The following is a 17,475-nucleotide window of genomic DNA, read 5'->3' on the forward strand; positions in this document are numbered from 1 at the left end:
CCCACGCGTCAGCCGGCGATCGCCGCCCCCGGCACACTGTCCGGCACCGGGCCGAGGGCTCGCGGCGGAGCGCTGAGCGCATGCGCCGCACCGAGACCGGCTCCGATACCGGCACCGATCGCGGCGAGCGGAGCAGCCATGAGAGCCGCGCCGTAGGCGGCACCGACGGGTGCCGCGGCGAGTCCGACCGGCGCGAACGGCGCACCGATCACCAGCCCGAGCGCACCCCCGACACCCGCACCGACGAGCGCGAACGGCGCGGCCACGGCCGCTCCCGCCGCGGCCCCGAGAGCCGCCGCGCCGACGGTCTGACCCGCGACCCGGTCGGAGCGAGTGCGCTCCATACCGACCGAGTCGAGGAATGTGGCCAGATCGGCTTCCGCGACCGCGGAACCGTCGTTGAGCTGGATCGCCTGTTCCCGCGGCAACCATTCCGGTGAATCCACCTGTACGTCCCCGAACCGCAGCGCACCGGGCGGCGGCGCGATCGGCGGCACCGGATCCACCGGAACCGGACCGTGCAGCGCCTCCACCGGCGACAAGTATTCGCTGTGCGGTACAGAACGTGCCCACTGCAACGAACTCAGGGTGTCGTCGGGGATCCGTACACCGCGATAGGGCCGCACATTGGGTATTTCTGCGTTCGGCCACTGCCGGCCTTCATCCACCTGCCCCGCGAGCGGGGTTTCGCCGGGCGGCTCCGCGTTGTCGCCGGCCGCGGCCATATATGGCAGGTTCTCGTCGTGTTCGGCCGGACTCGCCGTGACGTATCGGCCGGGTTCGGCATTCGCGGTGCCGCTCCCCACCATGGCGAGAACGACGGGAACCGCCCCGGCGACCACCAGGGACCCCATCTTCTGCCGACGCGGACTGACTGCTCTGTGCTTGCCGCTACCCATCGATCACCTTTCGCAAAGAAAGAGATGCTGTTGTTTCACATTCGGATCCGGCGCTCGACTCGGATGGGCAGAATATTCCGAACCACCATCTGAATGCACTCTGACCAGCAATGACAAATATGTCCAGGGCTCTGGATACCGGGGCCCGGCCCGCGGCGCGAGTATCTCACTCGGCTTCGACCGGCCGAACCCTCGCGACCGTGGGCCGGGCCACAACCTCGAGCAGTAGCAGCGCCGCCAGAGCAACCACCACGACCCAGCCGACCACCGTTGCGGTCGGGTAGTCCCAGAACACCAGGAGCAGCACCGCGGCGCCGACGACGCCGAGGCGTAGGGGCACCACAGCACGTGCGAACCAGATCTCCGTGGAGGTGGGCGGACGGGCAGACCCGCGCCGCCGCAGCAGTTCCGGAACACGGCCGAGACCGCGGCGAATCGCCGAAGCCGAAGCCGAGCCGCCCATCAGATAGGCACCGACAGCGAGTACCAGCCCAACGACGACCACCGCTCGCAACGCGTTACGCAACGGCGCGGCAACGGCATCCAGAATCGCCGCCGCCGCAGCAGGTGAGCGGATCCCGGGTGGCAGGTTGTCGAGATACACGGCACGGCCGGCGTTCAGCGCCACCGCCATCACCGCCATGGCGACGATGAACGTCGCCCCGACACATACCAGCGCCCGCAACCGCGACCCGCGCGGCGCCATCCAGACCGCGGCGGCAGCCGCGAGCAGCGTAAGCCACGGGAGCACGGTGGCGGCCGAATCGAGAATCCGAACCACCCGCTGAGCCTCGGCGAGTTCGGGGGACTCGATCAATACGAACTCCTCATCGAACTGTGGAATCTCGTCGGCGAAGGCGAAACCACGTTCGGACAACCGCACCTGCACCTTGTCGATGATCACGCCGAGGTGGATGCCGACCGTTCCGCTGTCGTCGACACGCACAGCGCTCGACCCGGTCTCACCGGTCACCAATGCGACGACACCGGCATGTGCGGCGCGGTTGGCCTGAACCCACAGGTCTTCGAACTCGTCCGAAGCGACCACCGCACCGACTGTGTCGTGCACGAAGTTCCTTGCCTGCCCGGCGATCACGGGCGCCAACCCCACGACCGGCTCGAGCCGTGGCGCGGACTCCGCCAGTTCGGTCAACGCGTTCGCTGTGAGCCGCTCGATATCGACCCGGTCGACGATCTCGTCGGTGATCCGGTCGGTCACCGCCTGTTGCACGGCCTGGTCCGCGCCCAAGGGCGCCACGGTGGCCACATACCGGTCGGTGTCGAGGATCTCGCTGTGAATGTATCGAGCAGCCACCGAGGTCACCAGCAGGAGGCCCATGAGGACCAGGAGGGCGGTAGCGGCGGTCCAGCGCGGAACGTGGCTCCGCGGCCGAGCCTCTCCCGCGGACGGCGTTCCGGCGCGCAGCGACGCGACCTCGGAACGTAGCCGCTCGAGCTCGCGCCGCTCGGCCGCATCGAGCGCGCCGCCGGAGCGGCTGTCGTCGTCGGAGCCCGCCATGTCCCGCCTTCGTACCGCTGCGTATCGGCCGAACCGCCCGGCCCAGGACCGTCCTCCGGCTGGGCGCCCACCCTCAGCCTGCCCGGACACGCCTGAGCACACCTCACCCGTCACGGGTGAAGCCACTATCCGGCCGAACAGCGACTGGGGAACGGCGCGCATCCGGGCCGGAGCGGGTATCACCGCAGGTTCGGTACCGGCCCTAACAGGTACTCACCGGGACTCGCCGACTGTGCATCGACGACTCGAATCGCCGGGCGGCCGGGCTACCTTGCTCGGATGCGCTTCGTAATCCTGATCGTCGCGTGTCTCGCCCTGCTGGCGCCGCCGGTCCCGGCTCGAACGTTCGCCGAGGCACCGGGACCGGCAGACGACGACTGGACCGCCGTCTCGGCGGATTACGTGCCGGAAGATCATCGCCGCGCGCCCTTCCTCGGCAACGGCGCATTCGGGACGGTGGTACCACCGACAGGCGCCGGATATCAGGATTACGGCCCGGACAACCTGACTTCGTGGCCCCTCCAGCAGCCCCGCTACACCGGGACCTTCGCCGCCGGTTTCTACGCACGCACCGGCGACGGCCCCACCTTCGACCAAACGATCGCGGCCCTCCCGGCCTGGACCGGGCTGACCGTTTCGGCAGGTGAGCACACCTACGCCCCCGGCGTCGATCCCGCGACCCTGTCCGGATACCGGCAGCGCCTGGACTTCCGCACCGCGACCGTCACCACCGCCACCACCTGGACGCCGGCCCCCGGCTACCGCGTCGACTTGGTATACGAGACCTTCCTTTCCCGGTCCCGCCCCAACCTCGGCATCCAACGCCTCACCCTCACACCGCATTTCACCGGTACGGTCGTGGTCACCGACCTGCTCGACGGCGCGGCGGCCCGCCGTGTGACTCCGCTCGTCGCGGAAACCGACCCTGCTCGGTACCGGACAACCGTCGGTGTGGGCGCGGCCGGAGATACCGGTACCGCCTTCGAGGTGTCCACCCTCGTAACCCCGAGCCGTACCCCGGCCGAACCTGTGCCGGCCTCGGGCGCCACCGCTGGCCTTCGGGTGGCCGAACCCGTAACGGCCGGGGACGGGTACACGTTCACCAAATATGTCGGGCTCTCGTCCACCGCCGACGCCGCCGATCCGGCGACCGTCGCCCGATCGGCATCGGCGGACGGACTGGCGGCGGGCTTCGACGCCCTGCACGGCGAACACACCGGCGAATGGCACCGGCTCTGGGAACCGGCCATCGAGATCCCAGGGCACCCGGACTATCGCGCCTGGATCAGGTCTGCCCTGTATTCGGTGCTGTCCAGCGTCCGCGCCGGACAACGGTGGTCGATCCCGCCCGCGGGACTGTCCTCCGACGATTACGCCGGCATGATCTTCTGGGACGCCGACACCTGGATCTTCCCGGCCCTGCTCGCACTCCATCCCGAGCTTGCCCGCACCGTGGTCGAGATGCGCGTCGCGGCACTACCGCAAGCCCTGGCAAACGCCCGGTCGTTCGGTATGCCCGGCGCCGTCTACCCCTGGAACAACGGCCCGGACCAGCACTGCCCGACCCCGCTCAAATGCGGTCTAGACCAGACCCATCTACAGAACGAGATCGCGCTCGCCCAATGGTTCTACTACCTGGCCACCGGCGATCGCGACTGGTTACGTACCGCCGGGGCACCGGTTATCATGGCGATCGCCGACTACCTCGTCGCCCGGGTCGGACCGAAACTGCCCGACGGGAAATACCATTTCGCCCCGGCGAGCGCCGCCGACGAATATGCCGTCGCCACCGTGGATCACACCCTCACGAATATCGGTGTAGCCAACACCATGCGGCTCGCACGTACCGCCGCGGAACTCACCGGCCGGCCGGTCGACACCCGCTGGGACGATATCGCCGGAAATATGGCCCTGCCCGGCCATATCGCGCCCGGAGTCCCCGCCGAGTACCGGGGCTACGCGGGACAACAGATAAAACAGGCCGATGTCGCACTGATCAGCTACCCGTACACGTACTCCGCGCCCGACTACTCCCCGTCGGCGACGATGCACTACTACTTCCCGCGCACCGACCCCGACGGCCCGAATATGAGCAGCAGCGTGGGCGCGATACTCGCCGCGGAACACGACCCGTGCGCCACCCGCCGGTACCTCGATCGCGCCGTCGCCCCCTACAGCCAGGGCCCCTTCGGTTTCCAGACCGAATCCCCGGGCGAAACCGCCGGACAGGGCGCCGGGCAGCCCGCGTGGATCTTCCTCACCGGCGCCGCGGGCTTCCTGCACGCCCTGCTGTACGGACCCACCGGATTGCGGTGGACCGCAACCGGTCCACGGCTGGACCCGATGCTGCCCACCGGTTTCGACCAGGGAATGACAGTTCGCCGGCTACGCATCGGCGCCAGCACCGTGACCGTCGATATCCGGCCCGAGCACACCCGTGTCCACCTCCTCGCCGGTCCGGCACTCACCTTCGACACACCCGAGGGTCACCGGACAGTCGATGCGGCCTCGCCATTACTGCTCCCCACCCGCGCCGCCTGCACCTGACCGACCGTGAGGCACGAGCAGCCCATTCGACTCGGGGTCAAGTGGTCGCCGGGTCGAATCCGGTCTATTCGACACTGGGTAGCCCGGCCGCGCCGAGCTCAGCCGTTCAGCCGTCCCTCACATTCCTCGAACGGTGCTCCGGAACGGAAACATTCATCCAGCCCGCTCTGCACATCACCGGAGGTCGGCGGTTCCCCGCAGAGAATGCCGCAGCGCTGGTAGGCGGGCACCTCCGAACCGTCCGGAAAGTTACATCCGTTCTCCGTGCAGCTGTACTCGCGAGTGTTGGGATCCCGGGGCATCGGGTTCCGCGAATACGACCAGACGAAGGCATCGGTGTTCGCCACCGGCGTGCAATAAGCGGTTCTGCCGTCTTCCAACTGCCCGACAGCGCCGGACTCCTGGCAGTAGTCGTTCAAAACGACGAGCGGACCGGGCGCAGGTCCGTCAGGGGCCTCGGGCGCGGCCGCCGCGGGCACAGCAACTGCCGCGACAAGAGCGAAAGCCCAGATGATCGCTCCCGCGATCCGGGAGACCATATGCGGGCGTTGTGCTGTTGAATGCATCAGATTGCCCATCCTGTCGAGTCCGATCCCCGCCCCGATTCGACTCGCCAACCCTAACGGCTCCGCCCGCGCAACGGCAACGCCCAAACCCGCCGAACCCACTCTGACCAGCCGATTAGCTCTCTCGAACCTCTCTGAGGTAATCTCATCGAGCACCCCGAAGGGGTGCGACGGGCTGTGGCGCAGTTTGGTAGCGCACTTGACTGGGGGTCAAGTGGTCGCAGGTTCAAATCCTGTCAGCCCGACAACCAGAAAACCCCTCCTGACCAGAGCAGGAGGGGTTTTCTTTGTCATCCGACCACCCGGAGAGCGGGACCAGAACGGGACCGGAGGTGCTTGGAGAGCTTGTCTCCGGCGCCGGTGATCTCCTGTTGATCCGGGTGTAGATATCGCTCGGTGGTCCGGCTGTCGGCATGCCCGGCGATCTTCTGGAGCAGTTGATGGCCCCGTAGGAGGGCATGGTCAGGGTGATGAACTTCGAGGGCCGGTGTCCCCCGGGTATTCGCGGCCGACTGTGGTTTTTTCGATCTTGAGCCGCGGAAGGTTCGGGGCATCCTGGCGGCGGCGGGTGGAGCAAGCCCCGCGCGGCTTGCACTCTCGGTCCAGAGCGGGCAGGCGTCCCCCGGAATCCGGAGTCTTTCATCTCGTTGTCGAGGTCGGCGACGACTTCCCGAATCCCGGACATCATGTCCGCGTCCCCTTCGGCTTTGGCCTTCTGGAAGGCGTCGAACAGATCCGAACGAGCCGCAAGCAGCGCGGTCTGGGCTCGGTCGGGGGGATTCCTCTTTTTCCGGTTCGGAGGCGATGTGCCAGCCTTCGCGGGACTGGGTGATTCGCAGGAACCGGGCCTTGTCGGCGCAGGCCGGGCACACCGAGGCGATCGTGGACTTGCACGGGGCCCGACGTATTCCTCGGTCAGGGTTTTCGAGTCGTAGGCCAGCATTGGAATCGGCCGGGCACAGATGTGTTCCTGCTGGGCCAGTTCGAGGGCGGCATCCCGGAAGTCCGGCAGAGCTTATCCGTGGCGGACCCACCCCTGCGCTACATCGGCAAGGTTCCACCACGAACCATACTGTGTGTCTTGCGATTCCAGGACCCAACCGTCAGAGAGGGGATCAAAGAACGCGTAGTCACCGGTCTTGCCGCCCTTCGGCTCGCCGAGATAGAACACTCGCCGACCGCCGCGCGACTCGAACAGTTCCAGCGCTTCGGAAGCCATCGGATTACCCCAGCCAGGCGGCCAGCACAGGAACAGCACCGAACCCACATCCAGCTCAGCCCCGAAACCGTCGAGGCCACCCACCGGATACCACACACTCTGCTATTGGCCCGACTTCGGGAACGAAGCGTTCTCGGAGAATCCGGCGGTTCGGAGTCGAAGGCTCGCACCGGTAGGCCACCATCAGCCAGCAACCGCGCCCAGTAGCCCCTCCCGGAACCGAGCTCCACCACCGGCCACCAGCGAAGTTCTTCACCCACGCCAGCGTCTCGGGCGACGGCACCGCGTAGGCGTAGGCCGCCTGCAAGATCGTCTGCACAAACCCCACCCGAACACTGCCGACTTCCCCCGTTAACCACCCGGCGGTCACCATCGAGCCCGACCGCTGGCGCAACGATGTCCCAGTACGGATTACCCGACTCGGACTCACCGCCGGTCATGTAGTGCACGAACCGCAGATCGAATGCCGCATCTGCCTGCGGATCATCGGTTCCCGACAACATCGGATCCGTATCCAGGTACTCGGCCACCTTCGGATACTCGGCCTGCAACCGCGCACCGCCATCGAGCAACTCGGCCAACGTGTTTCGTCGTTCCGGCGTGAGCACTAGAGCAGTCATACGGTCAATTCTCCGGACGCACCTCACCTCGCGCGAGTTGTTGCCGATTTTCGCCATATAGGTTCAAGAGCGGCGGCGCATGCGCGCCGCCGCCACACAACCGGCCGGGCCTGGCTGCGCTGGCGGCCCAACCGGGCGCGTCGGCGGCACGCTGGCACCACCCGCTTCCGACCCGAGATGGTTGATTTTCGATAACCGAGAAGTGTGGGCACGACGTGTGCCGTACCCGGCTTGGTCTCCCGCAGCCCGAGCACGAATCGGCCGGCAACGCCCGGGGTGATTGGCTGTGGTCCAGCAGCATCACCAACACAATCGATGAGCGGCCAGCTTACGAGCGTCATCCCCTCCTGTTTCTAGGACTCTTCGCACTGGTCGAACTACACTGCGCCCCATGGGAACTATCTATCAGCCGCCGGAAGAAGCTCTGCATCGGGGGTTTTTCTATCTCAACGACGAACTGGTAACCAACTCTCTTTCGTCTCTAGAAGCGGGCCAAGTTGACGACGTCGTATCGAAGGCGGTGATAGCTCGAGAGGGTGGAGGGTCTCTCGGCGGTGGCCTGGCGGTCGGAGCTGCAAATCTGAAGGGTGACTACTCAAAAAAGGGCTCGACCACGATGGAAGAGTCTCTAACTAAGACACGGACTCGTTTTTCGATATTTCAGATCTGGTACGACCTGCTTCGAGATAGGAAGGCGCTCGGAACGTTTAAAGGGTGGGGCCCCGAAGCGCTAAAAGGAGTTGAACCGGGACATACACTTGTTATCCAAGCTGCCATTGACGTGGTACCCATATATGCAGTGTTGCGCATTTTTCTGTGGTATTCAGGACAGGTCGCCAACCGGAATACATTGTTTGGGGAAATGTCGGACGGCGATATAGAGCAGACTGGGCAGATTGCGAATATGGTCAGATTCCTTCTTGGTGGAGAAGAAAGGAATGCGTTCTCTGTACTGGCTGAGCCCACGGGAAGCCCCGGTCCGGCCGTGGGCATGGAATTGGACGACCGCTGGATAATAGGCGGCACACGGTCGCTCGGTGGCGTTTATACAATAGTGGGCCAGGTTCATCGGGTTCTGGCTCCCGATGAATGGATGCAAACCCTTCGGCTTATCAACGAGGGAGTTGCGACCACCCTTGAGAAGGAAATCATGCGCGAAGCGATTTCCAATTTCATCGAACCTGCTACAACCTTCGATATGACAGTTCGGCGTGAGGATGGTGAAATCCATGGCCCAGCATTGTGGCTGGAGCCCATCGCTATCTTCCGCTGAGCTTCGAGAAGTGCGCAGCCTCCGGCTGCGTGGCCCTGCTCGGTGGTGGCCTGCATTGTGTTCCCCAGCGTCAAGGGCGCCTCCGGCGTCAGCTCCGCTGATGGCTATTGCCACCCTGGACCCCGGAGCCTCTATGCGAGAAGGGCAGGCTTTATAGGGGCAGGCGGGTAGCCAGCCCGACCTATGCGCATGCCACCACCCAGTAGGGCCAACATGGGCTGTATTCCGACGGGATATTCCGGTTTGAATCACTCGTCCATTTTGACGAATCGAAACTTTTTTCGGCTATCTCGAAAATCCTCCAGCACCATTCCTGCCACGACACGGGCGAATCCCGTATCGCCTAGCTCTTTATACCTTTTTCCATCGAGATCGAAGTATGGCCCCTTTCCAATCTCATCCGATTCCGCCACCTTAACTCGCTCCGGGTCACCTTCCAGTATTTCTATCAGCTGACCCAGGGTCCGTATATCGGCTGCCGCCAAATCGTCAACCAGGCTTGAGTAATGAGCGTCCTTCGCCCATAGGCGGTTTGGATATATGCGTCGAAGGTATGCCTTTAACGTTCCGCGGTCGATTGGAACCTCAACTTCTTTTGTCTCATCGCCGAGGGCGTCGACTGTCGTAGCGGCATCCAACTCGGACTTTTCAATGCCATGGCGGAGCTGCTGGAAAATCTTGTCAGCTAAATGGAAAAGGCCGACCAATGCAGAGAAATCGCGCTTTAGTTCGATAGGTATGCTACTCGAACCCTTGTATGCCAACGCATGCTCGACTACAGCCCACGCGTCCTGCAGTATGGTCCGCACCTGAATCTCGAAGGTGAGATTTTTAATTCCATCATAATGCGGACCGCTGTGTTCGTCTTTTATGGCGCACTCAAAGTGCACCGATCGGTAACTGAATGTATCAGGCGCGGACAGTGCGGTCTTGTCTTCCTTACTCTTTACCTCGAACGTTTCTCTGATAATCGATTCTACTTCATCTATATCCTCGAGAAAAAGGCAAACAATCCGCGCACCAACAATATCGGGCATTTCCCCGAACGGGTCTTCGTATTCTTTTCTTTGTATCTTCTCGACAAAGCTATTTTGCTCTTTTGCCCGCACACTAATGCTTTGAGTCTTTTTATCCGCGAGAGCGTTCCCGAGGGCAAATTCAACCTCTCCGCGTAGTTTTTCGTACTGTCCCACACGTTTGTCGTACTCGGCGCTCCAGTCGGGGCCTTCCAAGCTGGCGTTCATGCGAGCATTATTCCTGACTCGGTTTGTGTGGGCAATTTCTAGAATCGGTGGTGGCAGATTTTGACAATACAGTCCGTCCGGCCATGGCTTGCAATACCGCCCTCGCCGACTGCGCCGCCAGGCTTCCCCTGCACGATGAAGTTGCCTCGTCACCATTCCTGAGGTTCAAGTTGGGTCGGCGACGATCTGAAGTCCAACGATGGCGACAGGGAGCAGGAGTCAGTTGCGTCGCCCACTTTACGCGGCCGGAGGGGCGAAACGCGCTGATCGTAGACCGGTCCTGTGCCTGGCAGTGTGTCGAGCTAAAAGGAAGTTCTTGCAGGTGGATAGCGGAACCAGAACGGGACCACACGATGGGAACGCAAGTGAGCAATCCCCACGTCATTGACTTGCCGTGCAGCATCAACAACCTGCTGTGACTTGGGAATTCGTGGCCCAGGCCGATCTGGGGGTCAAGTGGTCGCAGGTTCAAATCCTGTCAGCCCGACAGATAGACGCACGTCAAGGCCCTACCAGCAGAAACACGGCAGGGGCTACACCCCTGTTTCCCAAACTTCCCCAATTTTTCCCGGTAGAGCCCCCAACCGATACCGCGGGCCACCAATCAGGCGTCACACATCCTCAGCCGCCAGCAACCCGACAGCGCCAACCCAAAAGCGTTGCCACACAACCGAGGGTTGAAAACATGCGGATACCCTTCTCTCTCTCTCTCTCTCTCCCCCCCCCCGCCGGTAACGCCACCAGCACGGCAACCGATCGACGGGTGACACACCTCACCCGACAAGAGGCCACCCGTGAACCAGCCACCCACCGAACCTTGGCAGCCCTGGCAGCCGCCCGCAGGCGATGCCCCGCAACCGGCCCTCGCCAAAGTCAAAATCACACCCACATGGCATTGGATCTTCCCCGGCCTCGTCGCCGGGATCCCGATCCTGCTACTCATCGGCGGCGCCACCGAGATACCGCCCCTCCTGTGGGTCATCATCGTTGGGTTCGCGCTCGCGGTCACGCTCATCGTGCTCATCATCCGAGCCCTGATACGGGTCGGCGACAAACATCCATCACCTGTCGTCATCGCCCCACAGAGGTCCGGGCCACAGCTTCCGCCGGCGGGCTGGTACCCCGACGCGGAAGGCATCATCCGCTGGTTCGACGGGTAGGCATGGACAGACTTCCGGAAACCGCCTGAAGCCTGAGACGCCTACCAGCAGGGGACGACCAAGAACGGCAATTTCGATATCACCACGGCGCAAGCGACCGTCACGAACTGGACCGCCGAGGCGAACTCAGTGCTCTCCGGTTATGCGCTCCAGATCGTCAACGGCGGCAACTACATAGTGCCGGCCAACATCATCTCCGAGGCCACCGGTTTCGGGTCGACCACGATCGCGCTGTGGATCATCCGGAACGGCAATACAGGATCGCCGCTCGCAACCTACCCGTTCACGGGTATCAGTCGGCCGAGTTCCGGGAACGTGCACACGCTAACCACGGGCACGCCGGTGGCCCTGGCACATGGTGATCTGCTCACGGTGGAGGCCGACGCCGGCAATACCAACGTCGTCGATGTCACGGGCGGCGCGAGCACCTGGCTGCGGGCAACACCCGGATAACCCGCCCGCGCACAGACCACCGCCCCGATCCCAAGTCAGGGATCGGGGCGGTTTCGTCGTGTCCGGGGTAGATCAGAGGGCGCTCTACGGGTAGATGCTGGCCAAGGCCTTGACCACGTATTCCAGCGCCGAAGCGTACCCGCCGTCGAAGTCGCCAAGCCCCGCATTGTCTCGGGTGTCCTCGAACTCGGTGGTGATCTTCCGGATCGCCTCCACCTGGCGCAAGACCCGGGCGGGTTCGTGAGCTTGGACGTGGGTCATAGCTTCCGGCATGCGTTTCGGGTCGAGCGCTCCGCGGGCAAGGGACTCGTCACTGTCGAGCCCGGCAAGAAGATGGGCGAGCCGTTCCGTCATCGGTTCAGTATCTCCAGTCATCGGGTCAGGTCGACGACACACTCATCGGTGAGCGCCACCAGTTCGTCACCGGGCGCGATCCCCTTACCGTAGGGGGCTTTCGGGAAGAGGGTCAGCCGCCGCGCTCCACCGCTGGAGGCGTACACGACACCGTCCACGATGGTCCATACGTCCGCCCGGCTCTCCATCGTGCCCGTGGGCTTCATCGTGGTGGCACCGACGTAGGTTGCGATCCCGTTGTCCACCACGGTTCCGTTGGTCAGAGTCAGCCCGTCCTCGGTGAGACCGGCGGCGATCATCGCGATGACTGTCTCGCTCGCCGTACCACATCGGGGATCGTGGTAGGTCCCGGCGACCGGTGTGGGCGGTGGCGGCTGGACGGAGGGAGCCTCGGGCGTCGGTGCCGGGGCCTCGACGGTGGCGGTCACCGGAGGCGCGGGCGGAGGTTCGACGGCGGCCGTTGAGGGCTGCGGGGACGCGGCGGCTACCTCGGTGGTCGTGGGGCTGATCTCCTCGGACGCCTCGGGGTCGCCGACCAGCGCGCCGAGTCCTGCGCAGAGGAGGAAGGATACGGCGAGCACGCCGATCACGATGAGGATGTTGCGGTTCGTCCGTCTTCGGCGGTCGATATTCGCAGCCTGGTGTTCGTTCACGGGGTGTATTCCTGTCGGTTTGTGGTGGAGTGAAATGCCCCCGATGGGCCTGCATTCGGATCGCCAGGGGCATAGATTGCGTTACCGGCGGCGGGTCGGCCAGCACGCAGCCCAAATCAGCACTCCCAGCGGGAGACCGATCGCCACGGCCAGCCCGAGCACGACGGTCACCGTCGAGCCCCGGCCACCGACCACCGGGCGAAGGACAGTCGGGGTGACACCATCTCGACATCGACGACGTCCATGACCCGGTTCAGCGCCAGCGGGTCCAGATGCTCCGGGGCGGGGACGATCACCACGTCGGCCCCGGAGTTCCGCGCCTGATCTGCGACGGACAGCACGGAATACTCGTCGGGCCAGATGATTCGGTAGCCGAGTCGCTCGGCCAGCCGCCGGACCTGCGCCCGGTCCCATGCGGGCGCGGTGCTCGCGTCGTCGTCCACCCATCCGAAAGCGGTAGGCCCCATCGTTTCCCCTTCGGTTTCGACTGGCTTGCACCCGATGCGGAGGACTTGACCACCCCGGCATCGGGGCATGAGAAGCACGCTAAGCGTGGGAAGTTCGCAGGTGACAGGAAATTGCGGCATATTGCGGCGAACTACGAGACACCGTGGCACCTCCGGCCGGATGATGGAATCGTTCGTACTCACCACGAGAGGCGTCACCATGAAGCTGGAAAGACTCGGCGGAGACAGCACAGACGGGCAGAGCCCGACTCTTTTCCTCAGCGATCGGGGGACATACGTCGGGCAGGGCTGGAGCACCGACGACCCCCGCACCATCGAGATTCCGCACCGCCTGATCCGCTACCTGAAACCGGGTACGTGTCTCGGCGCGCTGCTGCACGACACAGGGCACGGCACGTTCTTGCTCACGGGGGAACCGGTCACCGATTCCGAAGCACTGGAACAGATCCAGCTACCCGGCCACGAGTCGGCCGTGGAGGTGCCCGTCGGCACGGAGCGGAGGCGCGATGCAGCACCTGACGTTCGATGACCTCGCCCATGCCTTCCGTACCCACCGCCGCGCATTCCACCTGGAGGTGCGCGACGACTACAGCGGCGTAGCCGGGGAAGCAGACCGCGTTCGGCGTTTCCTGGGCGGTCAGCCCCAGGACCCGGCCGCAAGCGCGCGGTGGCACGCGCTCATGCGGGAGGTCACCGCGGCAGGCTGCGCGGTGCAGCGGGTCCGTGTGATCACCGAGCCGCACGGGGATTACACGCGGTTCTCGGTCGGAACCACCGCCGCCAACATCGAGGTGGGTGAGGACATCCGGTGGTTGCCGCGCCAGGATGCGCCGCCCGGTTTGCCCGATGATGACTGGTGGCTGTTCGACGACGAGATGGCCGCATACACCGTGTTCAACCGCGACGGCACCGCCGAGCCGGGCTGGGCGACGATTGCCGATCCCGTGATTGTCGGGCACTACGCACAGCTTCGAGATGAGCTGTGGGCAAAGGCAATCCCGCACACCGATTACGCCAAGTGACCAACGTCGAGGAAGCGCGCCGCGACCTGGGAGCCCGATTACGTGGCCTCCGGGTGGCGGCGCGGCTGCGCGGCTACCAGGTGGCCGAACAGGCAGGCTGGCACGCGGCAAAGGTCTCGCGCATCGAGCACGGCACGCAATCGTTGTCCGAGGACGACTTGTCCGCTTGGTGCCGGATCACCGGCGCCGACGACGAGTATCCAGATCTCCTGGCGACGCTGCGCAATATCTCGGCCGCATGGATGGAGTGGCGGCGCATCGTCGGCCACGGCTACACGAACCACCAGCGCCAGATCGGCGGCGTGGAAGAACGCACCGAACTCCTCCGTGGATATGACCCGCAGGTCTTCCACGGCCTACTCCAGACGCCGGACTACGCGCGTGCGCTGATGGCGGCGGGCATGGAGTTTCTGAACACCAGCCGCGACCTGGACGCCGCTGTAGAGGCCCGGATGGAGCGGCAACGGGTGCTCCACCACGGTCGACATCGCTTCTACCTCTTGGTTGGCGAGCAGGCCCTACGGACCACGGTCGGCACCGATAATGTGATGGCGGCGCAGCTCCGGCACGTGCTCACCCTCATGGACCTTCCCCGGCTGGTGTTCGGCATCGTCCCGGCCGAGAGCGCATACTTCCGCCGCACCACCGACTTCGTGCTGTACGACCGCCGCAAAGTGCTGGTGGAGACCGTCACTGCCGAGTCCGCCATCACACAGCCGCGAGAGATTGCCATCTACGAGAAGGTGTTCACCCGCCTGTCGGAGCAGGCTGTCCACGGCGACGCTGCCCGAGCCCTGATCGTCGCCGAGCTGGAGCTGCGCGAGGGCAGCGAGTAACGACACCGCCCGGCGCGCCCTTTCGAATTCGGCCGGCAAAGGCGCGGAGCCATCTGGACGCAGCCGGGCGGTCAAGGCGGGAATGTGGCTGAGCTGCGGGTTTACTGTGTCTCGACCGTGACCGGTCCGGGCGCACTGTGATCCCTCCGAGCTATCGGAGGCCGGTCCGCCGTCGCTAGCGTTTCACCAGGTCGGGGACCCCCTCACCACCTGGAGGAACAATGCTCAGACTGGCCGCTGTCCTCGCTTCACCTGCCGCTGCCGCCGCCGTTCTTATCGGCGCCCCCATCGCCCAGGCCGAGCCATCGACCGCGACGGTGACCAAGGTGGTCGACGGCGACACCGTCGACGTCACCTTTGACAACGGCCAAGAGGACCGGGTTCGGATACTCGGTATCGACACCCCCGAGACCGTGCACCCGAACAAGCCGGTGGAGTGCCGGGGTCCGGAGGCCACAACCTTCGCGAAGCAAGAGCTGCTGAACCGCCGAGTGGCGGTCATGACGGACTCCACCCAGGACGAGCGCGACGACAACGATCGCCTGCTGGCCTACCTGGAGCGCGACGATTCCGGGTGGATCTACAGCGTGGAGGCTGCACGGGCCGGGGTGGCGCGCAATTACGTCTACGACGAACCGGTCCAGTTGCAGCCGCAGATCGCGGCGGCCGAGCAGGAGGCCCAGGACGCCGGGGTCGGACTATGGGGTCCGCCCTGCAACGGCGGGCGGTGACAACGCCCTGTCACCGGGAGCAATGCTCTATCTCAGAGACTAGGGTTCGGAACCGACGTAGCCCGGGCTGTCTGGGCGTGGGTCAAGAATTCGGCCAAGGGGCACGGTAGCCGTGTTGCGCCCGGTTGTTTTCGGTGGCGCTGTTGCGCAACACGGGTTCCGTGTTGCGGCTAGAGGACGGCCGCGACCCTGCGCTTGGGCTTATCGTTATCCCCGGCTGGTGCATTTCTCTCGATGGCAACCGGGGTATAGATGCTCACCGCGATCGTGACGGTCTTACCTGCGATCAACGGCGCGTCGATGAGCTTGGGCTTATCCGACAGCAGTGCGTACCGGAGCTCTTCGAGGAATTCGGCGGCCTTGTCCGTATCCAGATCGTATGAGTTGCCGTCGTATTTGAGTTTCGCGTATGCCATTTCGGAGCCTCCTGTGGTGGTGATCCCCGACCCGCGCCGGGGGCGATGACGTAGCGGCATCGCGGAGGGATTCGTTACAGGTTCAGCCCGGCCATGGTGACACCGCTGCGCTGACAAAACGGCCGGTGTGCCAGACCGTCGTGTTCGCCGAGGTGAGCGGCGGTTTCCAGTGTGCCGACAGTATGCCAAGACTGATCCGGAACAGGTAGACGTATCGACACTAAGTAGACGCGGAAACCCCTCCCACCTGGACGGGGCCGGACTGGTTGGACACTGGACCACACTTTCCAGTTCCCTGGGGGTCAAGTGGTCGCAGGTTCAAATCCTGTCAGCCCGACAAAGAAAACCCCTCCTGACCAGCGGTCGGAGGGTTTTCTCGTTGAGGCATATCGATCGGTTCCGGGACGATCTCATGAGATCTCACGTTTTCGGCCCCGGGCCCCTCGCTCAGCGCTCCAGCGCGTCGACCTGTTTGCGCAGCCCTTGTTCTCCTCGGCTGGATCAGTGGCCGCCCGGTTCGGTCGTCGACCGCCGCTGTCGACGGAGGCGGTGGTTCGGCTGTGCGAGACTGCACGGGTGGCCGAGACCGATGAACTGATTACCCACGTGTCCGACACCGCCCGCTGGGTGGCTTCCTACCGTGCCGTGGAGTCGGCCCGCCCCGATGCGCTCTTCGACGACCCCCTCGCCGACCGGCTCGCCGGGGAGCGGGGGCGTGCCATAGCTGCCCGCGGACCGCGCTTGGTGGACAACGGCTGGAACCTGGTCACGCGGACCAAGGTCATCGACGACCTGATAATGAAGACCCTCGCGCAAGGCTGCGACCGGGTGGTCAATATGGCCGCGGGAATGGATACCCGCCCGTACCGGCTGGACCTCCCGTCCGAATTTCCGTGGATCGAGGCGGATCTTCCCGAATCGGTCGGTGAGAAGAACGAGTTGCTGGCCGACGAGTCGCCGCGCTGCTCGCTCACTCGTACGGCGGTGGATCTCGCCGATCCCGAGGCGCGAGAGCAGTTCCTCGACAAGGCCCTCGCCGGTGCGCGGCGGGCGCTGGTGCTCACGGAGGGACTGGTCTACTACCTCGCCGAGGACGATGTCGTCAGCTTGGCCGCGGCGTTGGTTCGCCCTGAAATCGCTTGGTGGGCACTGGATGTGAACAATCAGGCCATTGTCAAGCGGATGAGCAGATCCAATACGACTACGCTGGCGAACGCGCCCTGGCGGTTCGGTCCGGTCGATCCGCTGCGCTTCTTCGCCGGCCTCGACTGGACTGCGGACGAGGTGGAATCGCTGGCCTCGGCGGCGCACAAGTACCACCGGCTCCCGTGGTACATGAAGCCGCTCATGCTCTTGCCGCAGCCGGATCCCCGTAAGCCGATCGAAAAGCCTTGGCTTCCTTGGAGTTCGGTGGTTCGACTTACGCACACAGCCGCCGGCGGCCGGTAGTACAGCCGGGGCCCGCACCGGCCGGGTGAGCGATTCGCTCACCCGGC

At 64.6% G+C, this 17,475-nt stretch carries 19 protein-coding genes and 1 tRNA gene; 10 read left to right on the plus strand and 10 right to left on the minus strand.

Features of this window, described 5'->3' with window-relative positions; genetic code table 11:
* Nucleotides 1-8: 8 nt before the first annotated feature.
* Both ABZ827_RS07240 and ABZ827_RS07245 read right to left on the minus strand, forming a co-directional pair.
* Complete coding sequence (locus ABZ827_RS07240; RefSeq protein WP_357233704.1) at nt 9-899, minus strand: hypothetical protein; 891 nt, start codon at nt 897-899, stop codon at nt 9-11.
* A 166-nt stretch (nt 900-1,065) separates the two neighbouring features.
* Nucleotides 1,066-2,418: a hypothetical protein gene (locus ABZ827_RS07245; RefSeq protein WP_357233706.1), complete on the minus strand. Its 1,353-nt coding sequence runs from the start codon at nt 2,416-2,418 to the stop codon at nt 1,066-1,068.
* Nucleotides 2,419-2,697: 279 nt separating this feature from the next.
* Between ABZ827_RS07245 and ABZ827_RS07250 the strand changes: the two genes are divergently transcribed.
* Nucleotides 2,698-4,965 carry a haloacid dehalogenase gene (locus tag ABZ827_RS07250; protein WP_357233708.1) on the plus strand — a complete coding sequence of 756 codons (2,268 nt, stop codon included), beginning with the start codon at nt 2,698-2,700 and terminating at the stop codon, nt 4,963-4,965.
* A gap of 98 nt (nt 4,966-5,063) precedes the next feature.
* Here the strand turns inward: ABZ827_RS07250 and ABZ827_RS07255 are convergent, their stop codons facing one another.
* On the minus strand, nt 5,064-5,531 hold the full coding sequence (locus tag ABZ827_RS07255) for a hypothetical protein (RefSeq protein ID WP_357233710.1): 468 nt from the start codon (nt 5,529-5,531) through the stop codon (nt 5,064-5,066).
* Nucleotides 5,532-5,702: 171 nt separating this feature from the next.
* Between ABZ827_RS07255 and ABZ827_RS07260 the strand changes: the two genes are divergently transcribed.
* Nucleotides 5,703-5,776, plus strand: a tRNA-Pro gene (locus ABZ827_RS07260).
* A gap of 45 nt (nt 5,777-5,821) precedes the next feature.
* Here the strand turns inward: ABZ827_RS07260 and ABZ827_RS07265 are convergent.
* Nucleotides 5,822-6,595 (minus strand): replication initiator, encoded by a 774-nt coding sequence (locus tag ABZ827_RS07265; RefSeq protein WP_357233711.1) that lies wholly within the window; start codon nt 6,593-6,595, stop codon nt 5,822-5,824.
* Complete coding sequence (locus ABZ827_RS07270; RefSeq protein ID WP_357233713.1) at nt 6,547-6,834, minus strand: hypothetical protein; 288 nt, start codon at nt 6,832-6,834, stop codon at nt 6,547-6,549. The genes ABZ827_RS07265 and ABZ827_RS07270 overlap by 49 nt, the downstream gene beginning before the upstream one ends.
* Nucleotides 6,835-7,761: 927 nt before the next feature.
* Here ABZ827_RS07270 and ABZ827_RS07275 point away from each other — a divergent pair.
* The gene (locus ABZ827_RS07275; RefSeq protein ID WP_357233715.1) at nt 7,762-8,643 is read left to right on the plus strand and encodes a hypothetical protein; all 882 of its coding nucleotides are present in this window, start codon (nt 7,762-7,764) and stop codon (nt 8,641-8,643) included.
* A 248-nt stretch (nt 8,644-8,891) separates the two neighbouring features.
* On the opposite strand, the gene ABZ827_RS07280 is transcribed toward ABZ827_RS07275, so the two are convergent.
* Nucleotides 8,892-9,887, minus strand: a complete 996-nt coding sequence (locus tag ABZ827_RS07280) for a hypothetical protein (RefSeq protein ID WP_357233717.1) — start codon at nt 9,885-9,887, stop codon at nt 8,892-8,894.
* A 794-nt stretch (nt 9,888-10,681) separates the two neighbouring features.
* Here ABZ827_RS07280 and ABZ827_RS07285 point away from each other — a divergent pair.
* Entirely contained in the window at nt 10,682-11,047 is a 366-nt protein-coding gene (locus tag ABZ827_RS07285) for a hypothetical protein (RefSeq protein WP_357233719.1), read from the plus strand.
* Nucleotides 11,048-11,176: 129 nt separating this feature from the next.
* On the plus strand, nt 11,177-11,500 hold the full coding sequence (locus ABZ827_RS07290) for a hypothetical protein (RefSeq protein ID WP_357233721.1): 324 nt from the start codon (nt 11,177-11,179) through the stop codon (nt 11,498-11,500).
* 84 nt (nt 11,501-11,584) lie between these two features.
* Here ABZ827_RS07290 and ABZ827_RS07295 read toward each other — a convergent pair whose 3' ends face one another.
* From ABZ827_RS07295 to ABZ827_RS07305, 3 genes are all read right to left on the minus strand, one after another.
* Nucleotides 11,585-11,854 (minus strand): DUF6221 family protein, encoded by a 270-nt coding sequence (locus ABZ827_RS07295; protein WP_357233723.1) that lies wholly within the window; start codon nt 11,852-11,854, stop codon nt 11,585-11,587.
* Between the two features lie 17 nt (nt 11,855-11,871).
* Entirely contained in the window at nt 11,872-12,507 is a 636-nt protein-coding gene (locus ABZ827_RS07300; protein WP_357233725.1) for a DUF2510 domain-containing protein, read from the minus strand.
* Nucleotides 12,508-12,674: 167 nt separating this feature from the next.
* Nucleotides 12,675-12,974, minus strand: coding sequence for a hypothetical protein (locus tag ABZ827_RS07305; protein WP_357233727.1), 300 nt, complete (start codon nt 12,972-12,974; stop codon nt 12,675-12,677).
* 199 nt (nt 12,975-13,173) lie between these two features.
* On the opposite strand from ABZ827_RS07305, the gene ABZ827_RS07310 reads away from it, so the two are divergent.
* From ABZ827_RS07310 to ABZ827_RS07325, 4 genes are all read left to right on the plus strand, one after another.
* Nucleotides 13,174-13,503 carry a hypothetical protein gene (locus tag ABZ827_RS07310; protein WP_357233728.1) on the plus strand — a complete coding sequence of 110 codons (330 nt, stop codon included), beginning with the start codon at nt 13,174-13,176 and terminating at the stop codon, nt 13,501-13,503.
* On the plus strand, nt 13,481-13,996 hold the full coding sequence (locus tag ABZ827_RS07315; protein ID WP_357233730.1) for a DUF6879 family protein: 516 nt from the start codon (nt 13,481-13,483) through the stop codon (nt 13,994-13,996). Before ABZ827_RS07310 ends, ABZ827_RS07315 begins: the two co-directional genes overlap by 23 nt.
* Entirely contained in the window at nt 13,993-14,832 is an 840-nt protein-coding gene (locus ABZ827_RS07320) for a helix-turn-helix transcriptional regulator (RefSeq protein ID WP_357233732.1), read from the plus strand. Before ABZ827_RS07315 ends, ABZ827_RS07320 begins: the two co-directional genes overlap by 4 nt.
* 221 nt (nt 14,833-15,053) lie before the next feature.
* Nucleotides 15,054-15,563, plus strand: a complete 510-nt coding sequence (locus ABZ827_RS07325) for a thermonuclease family protein (RefSeq protein ID WP_357233734.1) — start codon at nt 15,054-15,056, stop codon at nt 15,561-15,563.
* A gap of 170 nt (nt 15,564-15,733) precedes the next feature.
* Here ABZ827_RS07325 and ABZ827_RS07330 read toward each other — a convergent pair whose 3' ends face one another.
* Nucleotides 15,734-15,979, minus strand: a complete 246-nt coding sequence (locus ABZ827_RS07330) for a hypothetical protein (RefSeq protein ID WP_357233736.1) — start codon at nt 15,977-15,979, stop codon at nt 15,734-15,736.
* A gap of 576 nt (nt 15,980-16,555) precedes the next feature.
* On the opposite strand from ABZ827_RS07330, the gene ABZ827_RS07335 reads away from it, so the two are divergent.
* Nucleotides 16,556-17,428, plus strand: coding sequence for an SAM-dependent methyltransferase (locus ABZ827_RS07335; RefSeq protein ID WP_357233738.1), 873 nt, complete (start codon nt 16,556-16,558; stop codon nt 17,426-17,428).
* Nucleotides 17,429-17,475 lie beyond the last annotated feature (47 nt).

It is taken from the genome of Nocardia sp. NPDC019395 (assembly GCF_040632335.1).
Classification (GTDB): domain Bacteria; phylum Actinomycetota; class Actinomycetes; order Mycobacteriales; family Mycobacteriaceae; genus Nocardia.

Bases quoted from the DNA above. Each gene is read 5' to 3' on its own strand.
- ABZ827_RS07240 (WP_357233704.1), bottom strand. From the start codon at position 899: ATGGGTAGCGGCAAGCACAGAGCAGTCAGTCCGCGTCGGCAGAAGATG.
- ABZ827_RS07245 (WP_357233706.1), bottom strand. From the start codon at position 2,418: ATGGCGGGCTCCGACGACGACAGCCGCTCCGGCGGCGCGCTCGATGCG.
- ABZ827_RS07250 (WP_357233708.1), top strand. From the start codon at position 2,698: ATGCGCTTCGTAATCCTGATCGTCGCGTGTCTCGCCCTGCTGGCGCCG.
- ABZ827_RS07255 (WP_357233710.1), bottom strand. From the start codon at position 5,531: ATGCATTCAACAGCACAACGCCCGCATATGGTCTCCCGGATCGCGGGA.
- ABZ827_RS07275 (WP_357233715.1), top strand. From the start codon at position 7,762: ATGGGAACTATCTATCAGCCGCCGGAAGAAGCTCTGCATCGGGGGTTT.
- ABZ827_RS07280 (WP_357233717.1), bottom strand. From the start codon at position 9,887: ATGAACGCCAGCTTGGAAGGCCCCGACTGGAGCGCCGAGTACGACAAA.
- ABZ827_RS07295 (WP_357233723.1), bottom strand. From the start codon at position 11,854: ATGACGGAACGGCTCGCCCATCTTCTTGCCGGGCTCGACAGTGACGAG.
- ABZ827_RS07305 (WP_357233727.1), bottom strand. From the start codon at position 12,974: ATGGGGCCTACCGCTTTCGGATGGGTGGACGACGACGCGAGCACCGCG.
- ABZ827_RS07310 (WP_357233728.1), top strand. From the start codon at position 13,174: ATGAAGCTGGAAAGACTCGGCGGAGACAGCACAGACGGGCAGAGCCCG.
- ABZ827_RS07315 (WP_357233730.1), top strand. From the start codon at position 13,481: ATGCAGCACCTGACGTTCGATGACCTCGCCCATGCCTTCCGTACCCAC.
- ABZ827_RS07325 (WP_357233734.1), top strand. From the start codon at position 15,054: ATGCTCAGACTGGCCGCTGTCCTCGCTTCACCTGCCGCTGCCGCCGCC.
- ABZ827_RS07330 (WP_357233736.1), bottom strand. From the start codon at position 15,979: ATGGCATACGCGAAACTCAAATACGACGGCAACTCATACGATCTGGAT.